Below are 15,903 nucleotides of genomic sequence, written 5' to 3' on the forward strand. Positions count from 1 at the left end.
TGACGGCCTCGACAGCCGCGTAGGCGGCCTTCTCGGCCGCCACAGCGTCGTCGTACACGGCCTTGGCCGCTGCGGCGGCCTTCTCCAACTCAGCGATGGACGGCTTCTCCTGCGTCTGCGACGCGGGCTTCTCATCGGCAAACGCGGGGGTGACCGACAGCATGAGGGCAGGCGTGGTCACTGCGGCGGCAACAGCTGTGGCAAGTATTCGGCGGATCTTCACGTGAGCCCTTCGAGGTCCGGAAAGAAGAAGGGGTCGCAGCACAGCGGAAATGGGGCACGCAGGTGCGACTCGAAGTGATCGTAGAGCCGGAGTAGCTGTACACCGTCACGAGTTCTTCACCCTCCTCAACCGGAACAACGCCCCCCGGGCGGACAGAAAAGACGAAAGGACGCAGTTGCCTTCACTTGCTGTGGTTTCGCTGTGAGGAACACCACATGCCGTGAAGCGGCCCCGATGCCCTCCGAGCCGTCACCCGCCGGCTCCTGGACGCATACGCCCACCACCTGTCCGCCGCACCCGGCGACGAGACGGCCACGGAAGCACACCGAGACCGCACGCCGCTGCCGGTGGACGTCAGCCGTTCGTTCGTGCATCACCCCTGGTGAACGCGTCGGCGCCTCCATACGAGTGATTCCCCGTCCAAGATCGGCACCCCATGGATCGGCTGCTCCAGGATGGCGACGGTGCCGAGGGCCGGCGCCGCGTCCCGATCTCCGTCCCATGTCAGGAGAGCTGCATGTCCGAACCCACCGAGCGCGAAGTCACCGACGCGTTCGAGGCCGCCGCACCCATCGTGCTGGCCGCCACTCCACCTCAGGAGCAGGTCACACACGCGCCCTCGCCCGACGACACATGGCCGCTCCCGGGCGGCACGGCCTGGGTCTACTACGGAGAGCGCAACCAGGGAATCGTCCGGCCGGTCCTCATGGCCGACGGCTTCAACAGCGGACCGAGTTCGCTGGACGACCTCTGGTCCGGCCTGGAGAACTCCGCGTACCCACTGATCAGCGAACTGCGCCGGCGAGGACGCGATGTCGTCCTGATCGGTTTCGACGAACGCAGCGCGTCGATCCTCGAGAACGCGCAAGCGGCCACAGCCGCGATCCACCGGGCCGTCGCCGAACGGCTCGGCAGCAACCGCCTGATGGTCGGCGGCTTCAGTATGGGCGGACTGGTGACCCGCTACGCGCTCGCCAGGATGGAGATGCAGCGCATCGACCACCAGGTCGGCGTGTACTTCTCGTACGACAGCCCGCACAACGGGGCCCACATCCCCCTGTCCCTCCAGGCGTTCGCGCACTACATCCGTAAGCTGGACAGCCGCTTCTCCGACCAGATGAACAGCCCGGCCGCGCAGCAGCTGCTGTGGCAGCACATCGAGAACTGGTCGGACAAGCCGGGCGTCAGCCCGCTGCGCACCGAGTTCCTCGACGAACTGGAGAAGGTCGGCGGCTGGCCGAGGATCCCGCGGATCCTCGCAGTCGCCAACGGTGCCGGCAACGGCACGGGCAACGGCATCGACCCGGGCACGACAGCGGTCAAGGGCAAGGGTCTCGGCATCGTCGGCACCGACCTGCGCACCACGCCCACGGGAAGCGACACGCTCGCGGCGAAGCTCCGCGTCGTCTCGCTCCAGAAGAACGAGGTCCTCGCCGAGCGCCTCCCGGACATCGACGGCGCCCCTGGCGGCACTCTCGAAAGCTTCCAGATCCTCGCAGCCGCGCTCAACAAGATCATCGGCCTCGGCGTCGAGAACCCGGTCAAGGACCACTGCTTCGTGCCGGCGGTGAGCGCGGTCGCCATCCGCGGGCTCGACACCCACAAGGACCTGTACGCGGACATCGACTCCCTGCCGCCCGACGAGGCCCAGGTCGACGACTTCCTCTGCGCGTCGCAGAACGAACGCCACACCAAGGTCACCGAGGAGCTCTGCACGTGGCTCCTGGAGCGCCTGCCCGACTGACGGACGCGTGAGCGGCCTCATGAAGCAGACGGTGCAACAGCGGGGCCGGACAGTGTGCTTATGTCCGGCCCCGCTGTTCACGCCCGAAAAGGTCCCGGAACGCAGAAAAGCCCCGTGCCACAAGGGCACGGGGCTTTCCCGGAATAATTGTTCGGCGGCGTCCTACTCTCCCACAGGGTCCCCCCTGCAGTACCATCGGCGCTGAAAGGCTTAGCTTCCGGGTTCGGAATGTAACCGGGCGTTTCCCTAACGCAATGACCACCGAAACACTATGAAATTAACCAACACCGGAACACAACACGGCCGTTCGTTATTTCAGAACTAACACAGTGGACGCGAGCAACTGAGGACAAGCCCTCGGCCTATTAGTACCAGTCAGCTCCACCCGTTACCGGGCTTCCACATCTGGCCTATCAACCCAGTCGTCTACTGGGAGCCTTAACCACTCAAGGTGGTGGGAATACTCATCTCGAAGCAGGCTTCCCGCTTAGATGCTTTCAGCGGTTATCCTTTCCGAACGTAGCCAACCAGCCATGCCCTTGGCAGGACAACTGGCACACCAGAGGTTCGTCCGTCCCGGTCCTCTCGTACTAGGGACAGCCCTTCTCAATATTCCTACGCGCACAGCGGATAGGGACCGAACTGTCTCACGACGTTCTAAACCCAGCTCGCGTACCGCTTTAATGGGCGAACAGCCCAACCCTTGGGACCGACTCCAGCCCCAGGATGCGACGAGCCGACATCGAGGTGCCAAACCATCCCGTCGATATGGACTCTTGGGGAAGATCAGCCTGTTATCCCCGGGGTACCTTTTATCCGTTGAGCGACAGCGCTTCCACAAGCCACTGCCGGATCACTAGTCCCGACTTTCGTCCCTGCTCGACCCGTCGGTCTCACAGTCAAGCTCCCTTGTGCACTTACACTCAACACCTGATTGCCAACCAGGCTGAGGGAACCTTTGGGCGCCTCCGTTACTCTTTAGGAGGCAACCGCCCCAGTTAAACTACCCATCAGACACTGTCCCTGATCCGGATCACGGACCCAGGTTAGACATCCAGCACGACCAGAGTGGTATTTCAACGACGACTCCACAACCACTGGCGTGGCCGCTTCAAAGTCTCCCACCTATCCTACACAAGCCGAACCGAACACCAATATCAAACTATAGTAAAGGTCCCGGGGTCTTTCCGTCCTGCTGCGCGAAACGAGCATCTTTACTCGTAGTGCAATTTCACCGGGCCTATGGTTGAGACAGTCGAGAAGTCGTTACGCCATTCGTGCAGGTCGGAACTTACCCGACAAGGAATTTCGCTACCTTAGGATGGTTATAGTTACCACCGCCGTTTACTGGCGCTTAAGTTCTCAGCTTCGCCGACCCGAAAGTCAGCTAACCGGTCCCCTTAACGTTCCAGCACCGGGCAGGCGTCAGTCCGTATACATCGCCTTACGGCTTCGCACGGACCTGTGTTTTTAGTAAACAGTCGCTTCTCGCTGGTCTCTGCGGCCACCCCCAGCTCACCGAGTAAATCGGATCACCAGTGATGGCCCCCCTTCTCCCGAAGTTACGGGGGCATTTTGCCGAGTTCCTTAACCATAGTTCACCCGAACGCCTCGGTATTCTCTACCTGACTACCTGAGTCGGTTTAGGGTACGGGCCGCCATGAAACTCGCTAGAGGCTTTTCTCGACAGCATAGGATCATCCACTTCACCACAATCGGCTCGGCATCAGGTCTCAGACTTATATGCACGACGGATTTGCCTACCGTGCGTCCTACACCCTTACCCCGGGACAACCACCGCCCGGGCTGGACTACCTTCCTGCGTCACCCCATCGCTTACCTAGTACAAGTCTGGTTCGTCGGCTCCACCACTACCCTCAACTCCGAAGAGATCGGGCCGGCTTCACGGACTTAGCATCGCCTGATTCAGTATTGGGCGTTTCAAAGCGGGTACCGGAATATCAACCGGTTGTCCATCGACTACGCCTGTCGGCCTCGCCTTAGGTCCCGACTTACCCTGGGCAGATCAGCTTGACCCAGGAACCCTTAGTCAATCGGCGCACACGTTTCTCACGTGTGTATCGCTACTCATGCCTGCATTCTCACTCGTGAACCGTCCACAACTCGCTTCCGCGGCTGCTTCACCCGGCACACGACGCTCCCCTACCCATCCACACAGGCGTTGGCCCTATATGTGTGAATGACACGACTTCGGCGGTACGCTTGAGCCCCGCTACATTGTCGGCGCGGAATCACTTGACCAGTGAGCTATTACGCACTCTTTCAAGGGTGGCTGCTTCTAAGCCAACCTCCTGGTTGTCTCTGCGACTCCACATCCTTTCCCACTTAGCGTACGCTTAGGGGCCTTAGTCGATGCTCTGGGCTGTTTCCCTCTCGACCATGGAGCTTATCCCCCACAGTCTCACTGCCGTGCTCTCACTTACCGGCATTCGGAGTTTGGCTAAGGTCAGTAACCCGGTAGGGCCCATCGCCTATCCAGTGCTCTACCTCCGGCAAGAAACACACGACGCTGCACCTAAATGCATTTCGGGGAGAACCAGCTATCACGGAGTTTGATTGGCCTTTCACCCCTAACCACAGGTCATCCCCCAGGTTTTCAACCCTGGTGGGTTCGGTCCTCCACGAAGTCTTACCTCCGCTTCAACCTGCCCATGGCTAGATCACTCCGCTTCGGGTCTAGAGCGTGCAACTCAATCGCCCTATTCGGACTCGCTTTCGCTACGGCTTCCCCACACGGGTTAACCTCGCTACACACCGCTAACTCGCAGGCTCATTCTTCAAAAGGCACGCAGTCACGACGCACCGAGCAAGCTCGATGCGCGACGCTCCCACGGCTTGTAGGCACACGGTTTCAGGTACTATTTCACTCCGCTCCCGCGGTACTTTTCACCATTCCCTCACGGTACTATCCGCTATCGGTCACCAGGGAATATTTAGGCTTAGCGGGTGGTCCCGCCAGATTCACACGGGATTTCTCGGGCCCCGTGCTACTTGGGTGGTTCTCAAGCAAGCCGTTGATGTTTCAGCTACGGGGGTCTTACCCTCTACGCCGGACCTTTCGCATGTCCTTCGCCTACACCAACGGTTTCTGACTTGCCGACCAATCGGCAGATTGATCAAGAGAACTCCCACAACCCCGCATGCGCAACCCCTGCCGGGTATCACACGCATACGGTTTGGCCTCATCCGGTTTCGCTCGCCACTACTCCCGGAATCACGGTTGTTTTCTCTTCCTGAGGGTACTGAGATGTTTCACTTCCCCTCGTTCCCTCCACACTGCCTATGTGTTCAGCAGCGGGTGACAGCCCATGACGACTGCCGGGTTTCCCCATTCGGAAACCCCCGGATCAAAGCTTGGTTGACAGCTCCCCGGGGACTATCGTGGCCTCCCACGTCCTTCATCGGTTCCTGGTGCCAAGGCATCCACCGTGCGCCCTTAAAAACTTGGCCACAGATGCTCGCGTCCACTGTGCAGTTCTCAAACAACGACCAGCCACCCATCACCCCACCCTTACAGGTGAGTGCACTGGGGCCGGCAACCGAAGATCCAGACTCAACGAGCCCGTACCTTCAGATACCCAACAGCGTGCCCGACCCGACCGATCCCTCACCACGTTCCACGCCGAAGCAGTACTAGCAGTGAGTTACCTGTCGTGCCGAATAGTCAACGTTCCACCCATGAGCAACCACCGTCGAACATTTGCCGACGTAGTGGCTCTGGATTCCTTGCGGAATCTAGATGCTCCTTAGAAAGGAGGTGATCCAGCCGCACCTTCCGGTACGGCTACCTTGTTACGACTTCGTCCCAATCGCCAGTCCCACCTTCGACAGCTCCCTCCCACAAGGGGTTGGGCCACCGGCTTCGGGTGTTACCGACTTTCGTGACGTGACGGGCGGTGTGTACAAGGCCCGGGAACGTATTCACCGCAGCAATGCTGATCTGCGATTACTAGCAACTCCGACTTCATGGGGTCGAGTTGCAGACCCCAATCCGAACTGAGACCGGCTTTTTGAGATTCGCTCCGCCTCGCGGCATCGCAGCTCATTGTACCGGCCATTGTAGCACGTGTGCAGCCCAAGACATAAGGGGCATGATGACTTGACGTCGTCCCCACCTTCCTCCGAGTTGACCCCGGCAGTCTCCTGTGAGTCCCCATCACCCCGAAGGGCATGCTGGCAACACAGAACAAGGGTTGCGCTCGTTGCGGGACTTAACCCAACATCTCACGACACGAGCTGACGACAGCCATGCACCACCTGTATACCGACCACAAGGGGGGCACCATCTCTGATGCTTTCCGGTATATGTCAAGCCTTGGTAAGGTTCTTCGCGTTGCGTCGAATTAAGCCACATGCTCCGCTGCTTGTGCGGGCCCCCGTCAATTCCTTTGAGTTTTAGCCTTGCGGCCGTACTCCCCAGGCGGGGAACTTAATGCGTTAGCTGCGGCACCGACGACGTGGAATGTCGCCAACACCTAGTTCCCAACGTTTACGGCGTGGACTACCAGGGTATCTAATCCTGTTCGCTCCCCACGCTTTCGCTCCTCAGCGTCAGTAATGGCCCAGAGATCCGCCTTCGCCACCGGTGTTCCTCCTGATATCTGCGCATTTCACCGCTACACCAGGAATTCCGATCTCCCCTACCACACTCTAGCTAGCCCGTATCGAATGCAGACCCGGGGTTAAGCCCCGGGCTTTCACATCCGACGTGACAAGCCGCCTACGAGCTCTTTACGCCCAATAATTCCGGACAACGCTTGCGCCCTACGTATTACCGCGGCTGCTGGCACGTAGTTAGCCGGCGCTTCTTCTGCAGGTACCGTCACTTTCGCTTCTTCCCTGCTGAAAGAGGTTTACAACCCGAAGGCCGTCATCCCTCACGCGGCGTCGCTGCATCAGGCTTTCGCCCATTGTGCAATATTCCCCACTGCTGCCTCCCGTAGGAGTCTGGGCCGTGTCTCAGTCCCAGTGTGGCCGGTCGCCCTCTCAGGCCGGCTACCCGTCGTCGCCTTGGTAGGCCATTACCCCACCAACAAGCTGATAGGCCGCGGGCTCATCCTTCACCGCCGGAGCTTTTAACCCCGTCCCATGCGGGACAGAGTGTTATCCGGTATTAGACCCCGTTTCCAGGGCTTGTCCCAGAGTGAAGGGCAGATTGCCCACGTGTTACTCACCCGTTCGCCACTAATCCACCCCGAAGGGCTTCATCGTTCGACTTGCATGTGTTAAGCACGCCGCCAGCGTTCGTCCTGAGCCAGGATCAAACTCTCCGTGAATGTTTTCCCGTAATCGGGATCACAACACGAGAGCGGAACAACCAGGTCGGAATATGACCGGTTGTTCACAGCGTCCTCGCTGTTGTTGCCTACCCGGTCCGAGGACCGTGCAGGACTTTTCAAAGGAACCACCAACCTGCGATGCAGGCCGGGGTATCAACATATCTGGCGTTGACTTTTGGCACGCTGTTGAGTTCTCAAGGAACGGACGCTTCCTTCGGTCCCGTTTCACCGGGTCCCTCCGGGCGCTTCCCTTCGTTCTTGCGTTTCCGACTCTATCAGACTCTTTCGTGTCCGATTCCCGGTCGAAGCGGGTTACTGCTTGTTTCGCTTTCCAGTTCTTCGCTTTCGCGTTTCCCTTTCCGGCGAGTCCGACTCTATCAGATTCTTTTCCGTTCCGTTTCCGGTCCGAATTCGATTCCAGCGGCCTGCGGAGTGGCCTTTGCCTTTCGGCTGACCCGACTTTATCAGAAGCATTTCGGCCGGAGCGAATCCGGCTGTTTGCTCGAAAGAAAGAAGAATCGTTCGGCTCGGCGAGGACCACGTCCTGTGCACGAGCGAGTTGAACTTTAGACGTTCCCGCACGAACTGTCCAGCTCGTTGGAACCGTTAAAATCTACCTCCCCACGCGGACTGTGTCAACAGTTTTTTGTGGGCGACCAGGAGACTAGCAGGTCAGCGGCCTCAAACGCACATCGCCTCTCAGGCAGCGGCGGGAAGCTCGGCGCTTCGCCCCTCGGCTTCGAGGTCTCCCGTGTCGCCGGCCCTGGCCGCCCTGCCTCCGAGGACGTAGACGTACACGAGAAATGCCAGCTCAGCGGCTATCCCGATGGAGATGCGCGCCCAGGTGGGAAGTCCTGACGGGGTGACGAACCCTTCGATGACGCCGGAGACGAACAGGACAAGGGCCAGGCCGATGGCCATGCCCATCGCTGCCCGTCCCTGCTGGGCCAGGGCCGAGCGCCGTGTCCGTGGGCCCGGGTCGATGACCGTCCAGCCGAGCCGCAGGCCTGTCCCCGCCGCGACGAAGAGGGCGGTGAGTTCGAGCAGCCCGTGTGGCAGTACGAGCCCGAGGAAGGTGTCCAGACGGCCGGCGGAGGACATCAGCCCGATCCCGACGGCCAGATTGAGCACGTTGACGAGGAGGATCCAGATCACCGGTATGCAGAGGAACGCCCCCAGTACGAGGCAGATGGCGGCCGCCTGAGCGTTGTTCGTCCAGACCTGCGCGGCGAAGGACGCAGCCGGGTGGCTGGAGTAGTACGTCTCGTACTCGCCACCCGGGCGCGTCAGGGCGCGCAGGTCCTCCGGGGCGGCGAGCGATGCCTGGACCTCCGGATGAGTACCGATCCACCAGCCGATGACGGCCGCCAAAAGGGTGGAGAGCACAGCTGTGGGTATCCACCAGTGCCGCGACCGGTAGACCGCCGCGGGGAAGCCTGCCGTCAGGAATCGCGCGGCGTCACGCCACGATGCCCGGCGCGTTCCCGTGACCGTGGAACGCGCGCGGGCCACGAGCTGGGTGAGGCGGGCGGTCAGCACGGGGTCCGGGGTGCTGGACTGGATCAAGGACAGGTGTGTTGCGGTGCGCTGGTACAGGACGACGAGTTCGTCCGCTTCCTCACCCGTCAGGCTCCGCCCTCGGTGCAGAAGATGGTCCAGGCGGTCCCACTCGATGTGGTGGGCGTTCACGAAGACGTCGAGATCCATGGTCGGCTGCTGCTCCAGGCATGGTGCGTACGGGTCCGTACTACGGCGGTGCGCTGCGGGTCAGCTTGGCAGACTGTGCCTTCGAGGGGCAGTGAAGGGCGGCGAGGGGTGGGTGGCGATGAATGAGCTCGTGACCGGGGACGCGGTCGTACTGGGGTTGAGGCCGGCGCGGCTTCCCAGCCGGGCGTTGGCCATCGCCATCGACCTGGCGGTACTCATGACGGTCTTCGTGGTGCTCTCCCTCGGTCTTGCCGTGGCGTCCGTGACGCTCGACGAGGCGGCCACGGCCGCGATCGCCGTCGCCACGTTCCTTCTCGTGCTGGTGGGCGGGCCGGTCGCGGTCGAGACGCTCAGCCACGGCCGTTCGCTCGGAAAGCTCGCTTGCGGGCTTCGCGTGGTGAGGGACGACGGGGGTCCGATCCGCTTCCGGCACGCACTCGTGCGGGGAGCGATGGGCGCGGTCGAGATCCTGGGGACCTTCGGCGTGGTGGGCAGCATCGCCTCCCTAGTCTGCGCGCGTGGCCGACGGCTCGGTGACGTGTTCGCCGGCACACTCGTCGTCCGCGAACGCGTACCGGCCGGACGCGCCGCGGCCGCGCCTCCTCCCCCGCCCTGGCTCCTGGGACGTTTCGCCCAGCTGGACCTCTCCGGTGTCCCGGACGGTCTGTGGCTGGCGATTCGGCAGTACCTGACCCGGATGAACCAGCTGGACACGGTGGTGCGAGGCGCGATGGCCGAGCGGCTGTCCACGGACCTCGCGGCGCGCACCGGCGTTCCGGTGCCTCAGGGGGTGCCTTCGGCTGCCTACCTGGCGGCCGTGGTGCACGAGCGACAGGTCCGGGACGTCCGGCGGGTGGCCACTGCGGCCGGCCACGGCAGCCCGGCCCCGGCGCCCCGGGCCGTGCCCGCGCGCCGGGAGTCCGTCGGCGAGGGCACGGTCGACGATCGTCCGGCAGAGGTGCGGCAGGGCGCCCCGGACAGGCCGTCGGCGACCGCCCCGGGCGGGGACGGGGCGGAGGTGCGGGCAGCGACAGGGTTCGCACCACCGGCCTGAGCGTGCGCAGCACCACCGGCTCGGCCACGGCCTGCCGGCGCCCCTATCCCTCGTGCGTCGCGCGGGGCATGGCCGAGGGTGGTGATTCCAGGTGCTCGAGCTCGATGCCCGGAGCCGCCAGCACCACGTCACCGGCGATGTGCACGGCGTGCTGGTCCCCGGTGTCCAGGGCGTTGACCTGGTACTCGTCCACGATCAGAGGCCCGTTGTCAGTGGCGTGCGCTTCACTGTTCAGCAGCGACCAGGACTGGTCGACGGTGCGGGGGGCGAGAACCGGGTCCGTGAAGGTGACCAGACGGACGCGGGTCGCGGGGGAATCGGGGGTGAGGCGCAGGAGCCGGGCGGTGGCGACGAGGAAGGCGGGGGATGTGCCGGAGAAGCTGTGGGCACGGACATTGCCTTCGGTGGCGTGAGCGCCGGTCGGATCGTTCCGTACCCAGGTGACCCCGTCGAGGGCGGCGCCGCGGATCTGCCAGCTCGCGGCGTGCAGTTCGAGGCGGATGGGGCGGCCGAGTTCGTCCAGTGCCAGATCGACGGAACCCAGGTGAGCGCCCGAGGGCCCGGTCGTCTGGGAGACGTAGCGCCAGCCGGAGGGGCCGGGCGCGCAGTGGAAGTGTTCTTCGCCGAGGGGGGTGTGGTCGTGGACATCGTGGAGCGAATAACGGCCGCGGGGCATGGGGTCCTTCGGGTTCCTCGGGCTGTGCGGGTGCGGTACGGGGCAGGCCCCCGACACGGGGGTGCGGGGGCCTGCGCTCGGACCTGCTGCTGAGAGCTGTGCCGGCCGTCGGCCGACGGCCGGCTCAGTAGCGGTAGAGGTCGGACTTGTACGGGCCTTCGACCGGGACGCCGATGTAGTCGGCCTGCTCCTGGCGCAGGGTCGTGAGCTTCACGCCCAGCGCGTCCAGGTGGAGGCGGGCGACCTTCTCGTCCAGGTGCTTCGGCAGCACGTAGACATCGGTCGGGTACGCCTCGGGCTTGGTGAACAGCTCGATCTGGGCCAGGGTCTGGTCCGCGAACGAGTTGGACATGACGAACGAGGGGTGACCGGTGGCGTTGCCGAGGTTCAGCAGGCGGCCCTCGGACAGCACGATCAGGACCTTGCCGTCCGCGAACGTCCAGGTGTGGACCTGCGGCTTGACCTCGTCCTTGACGACGCCGTCGATCTTGGCCAGACCGGCCATGTCGATCTCGTTGTCGAAGTGGCCGATGTTGCCGACGATGGCCTGGTGCTTCATCCGGGCCATGTCGGAGGCCATGATGATGTCCTTGTTGCCCGTCGTCGTGACGAAGATGTCCGCGGTCTCCACCACGTCGTCCAGCGTCGCGACCTGGTAGCCGTCCATCGCGGCCTGCAGGGCACAGATGGGGTCGATCTCCGTGATGATCACCCGGGCGCCCTGGCCGCGGAGCGACTCGGCGCAGCCCTTGCCGACGTCGCCGTACCCGCAGACGACGGCGGTCTTGCCGCCGATCAGGACGTCGGTGGCGCGGTTGATGCCGTCGATCAGCGAGTGGCGGCAGCCGTACTTGTTGTCGAACTTCGACTTGGTGACCGCGTCGTTGACGTTGATCGCCGGGAACAGGAGGGTGCCGTCACGGTGCATCTCGTAGAGGCGGTGGACACCGGTGGTGGTCTCCTCGGTCACGCCGCGGATCTCGGACGCCAGCTGGGTCCACTTCTGCGGGGACTCGCCGAGGGTGCGGTTCAGCAGGGTGAGGATGTACGCGTACTCCTCGCTGTCCGCGGTCGACGGGTCCGGGGCCTCGCCGGCCTTCTCGAACTCGACGCCCTTGTGGACGAGGAGGGTGGCGTCGCCACCGTCGTCGAGGATCATGTTCGGACCGCCGGTGGGCGTGTTGGGCCAGGTCAGAGCCTGCTCCGTGCACCACCAGTACTCCTCCAGGGTCTCGCCCTTCCAGGCGAAGACCGGGACGCCGGCGGGGGCGTCCGGAGTGCCGTTCGGGCCGACCGCGATGGCGGCCGCGGCGTGGTCCTGGGTGGAGAAGATGTTGCAGGAGGCCCAGCGGACCTCGGCGCCGAGGGCGACGAGCGTCTCGATGAGCACCGCGGTCTGCACCGTCATGTGCAGCGAGCCGGTGATCCGGGCGCCGGCCAGCGGCTGCGCGGCGGCGTACTCCTTGCGGATCGACATCAGGCCGGGCATCTCGTGCTCGGCGAGGGTGATCTCCTTGCGCCCGAAGGGGGCGAGGGAAAGGTCTGCGACCTTGTAGTCCTGGCGATTGGCGGCCGTCGTCATAACGGGCTGCTCCTCGTAGTGGGTCGAGGGTGGGCTGGCTGGCTCTGCGGCGGCCACGGGCACACGAATGCCCGGGCGATCCGCAGTGCAGTCCGTCGGAGGCCCTCTCTCCCTCGGCCGGCCCGCTTCCGCGAACCGATCGACCGCCATCAGCAGCGACGTCTGGTACTCCCCCGAATCTACACCGAACGGCCCAGCGTGCCCCAGCCCGCCTGGGCGGCGGAGTGAGGCACGGGGCCGTTCGGGGCTGATCCTCAGCGGGTCAGTGGCCGGATTCCTTCGGCGCGCCGCCCGGAGACGAGCTGCCGTGGGACGTACCGCTGCCGGACGCGTCGACGTCGGACGCATCGCTGCCCGACGCGTCGCCGCCGGGTGTGATGCCGTCGGGGGAAGCGGGGCCGCCCGGGACCTTGGCCGGGTTCTCGCCGGCCGCGGCGGCGGCCTCGTCGTAGATGTCGGGCTCGAGGTAGATCACACGGGCGATCGGGACGGCCTCGCGGATCCGCTTCTCGGCGTCGTTGATCGCGTCCGCGACCTCCGCGGCGGACTCCTCCGCCCGTACCGCGATCTTGGCGGCCACCAGCAGCTCCTCCGGACCGAGGTGGAGGGTGCGCATGTGGATGATGCGCGTCACGGTGTCGCCGTCGACGACCGAGGCCCGGATCTTCTCGACGTCTTCGACACCGGCCGCCTCACCGAGCAGCAGCGACTTGGTCTCGGCGGCGAGAACGATCGCGATCACGATCAGGAGGATGCCGATGCACAGGGTGCCGATGCCGTCCCAGACACCGTTTCCGGTGCCCAGCGCCAGGCCGACGCCTCCGAGGGCCAGGATCAGGCCGACGAGCGCGCCCAGATCCTCGAGGAGGACGACCGGGAGTTCGGGTGCCTTGGCCCGACGGACGAACTGCGTCCAGGACAGCTTGCCCCGGGTCTGGTTGGACTCGGCGATGGCCGTACGGAAGGAGAAGCCCTCGGCGATGATCGCGAAGACCAGTACGCCGACCGGCCAGTACCAGGCCTCGATCTCGTGGGGGTGCTTGATCTTCTCGTAGCCCTCGTAGATGGCGAACATGCCACCGACGGAGAACAGCACGATGGAGACGAGGAAGGCGTAGATGTAACGCTCGCGCCCGTATCCGAAGGGGTGCTGCGGGGTCGCCTCGCGCTGGGCCTTCTTGCCGCCGAGCAGCAGGAGGCCCTGGTTGCCGGAGTCCGCCAGCGAGTGGACGCTCTCCGCCAGCATCGATGACGAGCCACTGAAGAGGAACGCCACGAATTTGGCCACTGCGATCGCGAGGTTGGCGGCGAGTGCCGCCACGATCGCCTTGGTTCCGCCTGACGCGCTCATGGGTGGGTGGTGTCCCTTCCTCGATGCTGCGGCACGGGCGCCGCGTTACGGCCGGACATTGTTGCAGCCGACGGTGGGGACCGTACGTCAGACCACCACGGTCGCGCGGAAGAGTGTTCCCGTACCGGCGACTTCGACTGTTTCGTCCGCCGGGACGAACACGGATTCGCCGGGCGCGAGGGCGATCTGTCCCGCTCGCGGGGCGCCTGCGGTGCAGAGCAGGATCTGCGGGGTGGCCGCCGTGAGGTCGACGGGGGCGCCGCCGGGCGGCAGGACGTAGCGCGACAGCCGGAACTCGTCGACCGGTGTCTCGTAGAGCTCTTCGCCGGTGGGCGCGGCCTCGGGGCGCAGGACGGCGGGCTCGGTGGCTTCGAAGCGCACGATGCGCAGCAGTTCGGGTACGTCGATGTGCTTGGGGGTCAGACCGCAGCGCAGCACGTTGTCGGAGTTGGCCATGATCTCGACGCCCAGACCGTCGAGGTAGGCGTGCGGCACGCCGGCGCCCAGGAACATGGCCTCGCCGGGCTGGAGTTGCACGTGGTTCAGCAGCATGGCCGCGATGACGCCCGGGTCGCCGGGGTAGTGGTGGGCGATCTGGGCGTACGGGGCGTGCGCGCCGCCGAGGCGTTCCGCGGCCTCGGCCGCCTCGGCGACCGTGTGCGTCATCTCGTCGGGGTCCGCGGTGAGGATCGCCGTGAGGACCTCGCGCAGGGCCCTGTCCTCGGGGCTCGCCCGGAGGAGGTCCACGTACGGCTTGAGGGAGTCGACGCCGAGGGCCGCGATGAGGTCGGCTGCCTCCGCGGGCCTGCGGAACCCGCACAGTCCGTCGAAGGGCGTGAGCGCGCAGATGAGTTCGGGCTTGTGGTTCGCGTCCTTGTAGGTGCGGTGGGGTGCGTCGAGCGGGACGCCCCGGCGCTCCTCGTCGGCGTAGCCCTGCTGTGCCTGTTCGAGGTCGGGGTGGACCTGGAGCGACAGGGGTGCGCCGGCCGCGAGCAGCTTGAGCAGGAAGGGGAGGCGGGGTCCGAAGGTGCGGACCGTGGCGGAGCCGAGTTCGCGTTCGGGGTCGGCGTCGATGACGTCCGTGAGGGTCTGTTCACCGGTCGCCGGGCCCGCGGAGCCGCTCGCGTGGCCCGCGGAGCCGCTCGCGTGGCCCGCTGAGCCGGTCGCGGGGCCCGCGGAGCCGCTCGCGGCGGGGCGGGTGAGGCGCGAGGGGGCGCCCGGGTGGGCTCCCATCCACATCTCGGCCTGCGGTTCGCCGGTCGGGGCTGTTCCGAGCAGTTCGGGTATGGCCGTGGTGGACCCCCAGGCGTAGGGGCGCACGGTGTTGGAGAGCCGGTCCATGGAGATGTGTCCTCGTGTGGTGCGCGGGGCTGGGTGCCCGGGGGATTGCGGGCCGTCAGGCCCGGTTGTCGGAGGCCAGGGAGGCGTAGACGGCGGCGAAGTCGGTGACCGCGAGCAGTTCGGCGAGGGCTTCGAGCTCGCTGCCCTCCTCCGGTTCGAGTTCGCTGATGGCCGTGTCGTGGCTCAGGGCCAGTTCACGGGCGGCCGGGCCGGCGGTCAGGCCACCGGTCGGGCGGTCGCGGAGGAGGACGACACGGGCCCGCATGGCCTCGGGCTCGTCCACCCGGTCCCGGAAGAAGTCGTCGGGGTCGCCTCCCGCGGCGAACGCTCCGGCGAGCAGCCCGCCGTGGGAGGGCAGTGCCTCCGGCAGTTCGGCCACGAGGGCGGGACGGCCGGCGAGCTCGGCCAGGACGGCGGCGAACCGGCGCCCGACCGGGCCTGCGGCGTCCCCTTCCGTCCAGAGGAGGGGCAGGCTGTCGGCGAGTTCCGAGGCGAGGGTCTTCGCCGGGTTGCTGTAGGTGGCGATGGCCGGCCCGCAGCGCTCGGCGGTGCGGTCGAGGCGGTCGGCGACCTTCTGGAGCATGTCGGGGGACGCGTCGATCAGCCCGACCCGGTCCAGCAGGGCGAGCAGCGGGGTGAGCAGGGCCCAGAGGGTTCCGGGTCCGGCTGCGGAGGTCTCGGCGTCGTACTCGCCGTGCGGGGCGGCCGCCATGGGCACAACGAGTCCGTGGACCCCGTCGACGGCTTCGCGCAGGGGCGACCGGACGGGGGCGACGGCGACGACCGTGCAGCCACGGCGGTACGCCTGCTCGGCGAGGAGCGCGAGGCCGGGTTCCGATCCGTCGGCCGTGGCGATGAGCAGCAGGTCCACTGATCCGGCCCATCCGGGCAGGGTCCAGCGCAGCGCTCCGGCGGCCGCCGCGAC

General features: G+C 65.3%; 8 protein-coding genes, 3 rRNA genes and 1 pseudogene. 2 read left to right on the plus strand and 10 right to left on the minus strand.

Annotated features, from left to right (window positions below):
* Positions 1-223, minus strand: a pseudogene (locus ACFWXH_RS31055) (hypothetical protein); the annotation flags it as partial.
* Between the two features lie 517 nt (positions 224-740).
* Here ACFWXH_RS31055 and ACFWXH_RS31060 point away from each other — a divergent pair.
* Entirely contained in the window at positions 741-1,967 is a 1,227-nt protein-coding gene (locus ACFWXH_RS31060; protein WP_365771621.1) for a hypothetical protein, read from the plus strand.
* Positions 1,968-2,116: 149 nt separating this feature from the next.
* Here the strand turns inward: ACFWXH_RS31060 and rrf are convergent.
* The 4 genes from rrf to ACFWXH_RS31080 form a co-directional block, all read right to left on the minus strand.
* Positions 2,117-2,233 (minus strand): 5S ribosomal RNA (rrf, locus tag ACFWXH_RS31065).
* 79 nt (positions 2,234-2,312) lie between these two features.
* Positions 2,313-5,438: ribosomal RNA gene (locus tag ACFWXH_RS31070) — 23S ribosomal RNA — on the minus strand.
* 300 nt (positions 5,439-5,738) lie between these two features.
* Positions 5,739-7,264 (minus strand): 16S ribosomal RNA (locus tag ACFWXH_RS31075).
* Together the 16S, 23S and 5S rRNA genes form the textbook arrangement of a ribosomal RNA operon.
* 702 nt (positions 7,265-7,966) lie before the next feature.
* Entirely contained in the window at positions 7,967-8,974 is a 1,008-nt protein-coding gene (locus ACFWXH_RS31080) for a stage II sporulation protein M (protein ID WP_379125289.1), read from the minus strand.
* A 118-nt stretch (positions 8,975-9,092) separates the two neighbouring features.
* On the opposite strand from ACFWXH_RS31080, the gene ACFWXH_RS31085 reads away from it, so the two are divergent.
* Entirely contained in the window at positions 9,093-10,028 is a 936-nt protein-coding gene (locus ACFWXH_RS31085; protein WP_379125290.1) for an RDD family protein, read from the plus strand.
* A 43-nt stretch (positions 10,029-10,071) separates the two neighbouring features.
* On the opposite strand, the gene ACFWXH_RS31090 is transcribed toward ACFWXH_RS31085, so the two are convergent.
* The 5 genes from ACFWXH_RS31090 to ACFWXH_RS31110 all read right to left on the minus strand — a co-directional run.
* Positions 10,072-10,704, minus strand: coding sequence for a hypothetical protein (locus ACFWXH_RS31090; protein WP_015577426.1), 633 nt, complete (start codon positions 10,702-10,704; stop codon positions 10,072-10,074).
* Between the two features lie 124 nt (positions 10,705-10,828).
* Positions 10,829-12,286 (minus strand): adenosylhomocysteinase, encoded by a 1,458-nt coding sequence (gene ahcY / locus ACFWXH_RS31095; protein WP_014155919.1) that lies wholly within the window; start codon positions 12,284-12,286, stop codon positions 10,829-10,831.
* Positions 12,287-12,548: 262 nt separating this feature from the next.
* On the minus strand, positions 12,549-13,637 hold the full coding sequence (locus ACFWXH_RS31100; protein ID WP_014155918.1) for a cation diffusion facilitator family transporter: 1,089 nt from the start codon (positions 13,635-13,637) through the stop codon (positions 12,549-12,551).
* Positions 13,638-13,724: 87 nt separating this feature from the next.
* Entirely contained in the window at positions 13,725-14,978 is a 1,254-nt protein-coding gene (manA, locus tag ACFWXH_RS31105; protein ID WP_379125291.1) for a mannose-6-phosphate isomerase, class I, read from the minus strand.
* A gap of 55 nt (positions 14,979-15,033) precedes the next feature.
* Positions 15,034-15,903, minus strand: an 870-nt coding sequence (locus ACFWXH_RS31110) for an SIS domain-containing protein (protein ID WP_379125292.1), incomplete at its 5' end; no start/stop codon positions are given.

Origin of the sequence: Mesorhizobium sp. NPDC059054 (assembly GCF_042739215.1) — a bacterium.
In the GTDB taxonomy this organism is placed as follows: Bacteria; Pseudomonadota; Alphaproteobacteria; order Rhizobiales; family Rhizobiaceae; genus Mesorhizobium.

What these genes read in the sequence shown, in the direction of transcription:
- ACFWXH_RS31080 (WP_379125289.1), bottom strand. Translation starts at nt 8,974, where the DNA reads ATGGATCTCGACGTCTTCGTGAACGCCCACCACATCGAGTGGGACCGC.
- ACFWXH_RS31100 (WP_014155918.1), bottom strand. Translation starts at nt 13,637, where the DNA reads ATGAGCGCGTCAGGCGGAACCAAGGCGATCGTGGCGGCACTCGCCGCC.
- ACFWXH_RS31060 (WP_365771621.1), top strand. Translation starts at nt 741, where the DNA reads ATGTCCGAACCCACCGAGCGCGAAGTCACCGACGCGTTCGAGGCCGCC.
- manA (WP_379125291.1), bottom strand. Translation starts at nt 14,978, where the DNA reads ATGGACCGGCTCTCCAACACCGTGCGCCCCTACGCCTGGGGGTCCACC.
- ACFWXH_RS31085 (WP_379125290.1), top strand. Translation starts at nt 9,093, where the DNA reads ATGAATGAGCTCGTGACCGGGGACGCGGTCGTACTGGGGTTGAGGCCG.
- ACFWXH_RS31090 (WP_015577426.1), bottom strand. Translation starts at nt 10,704, where the DNA reads ATGCCCCGCGGCCGTTATTCGCTCCACGATGTCCACGACCACACCCCC.
- ahcY (WP_014155919.1), bottom strand. Translation starts at nt 12,286, where the DNA reads ATGACGACGGCCGCCAATCGCCAGGACTACAAGGTCGCAGACCTTTCC.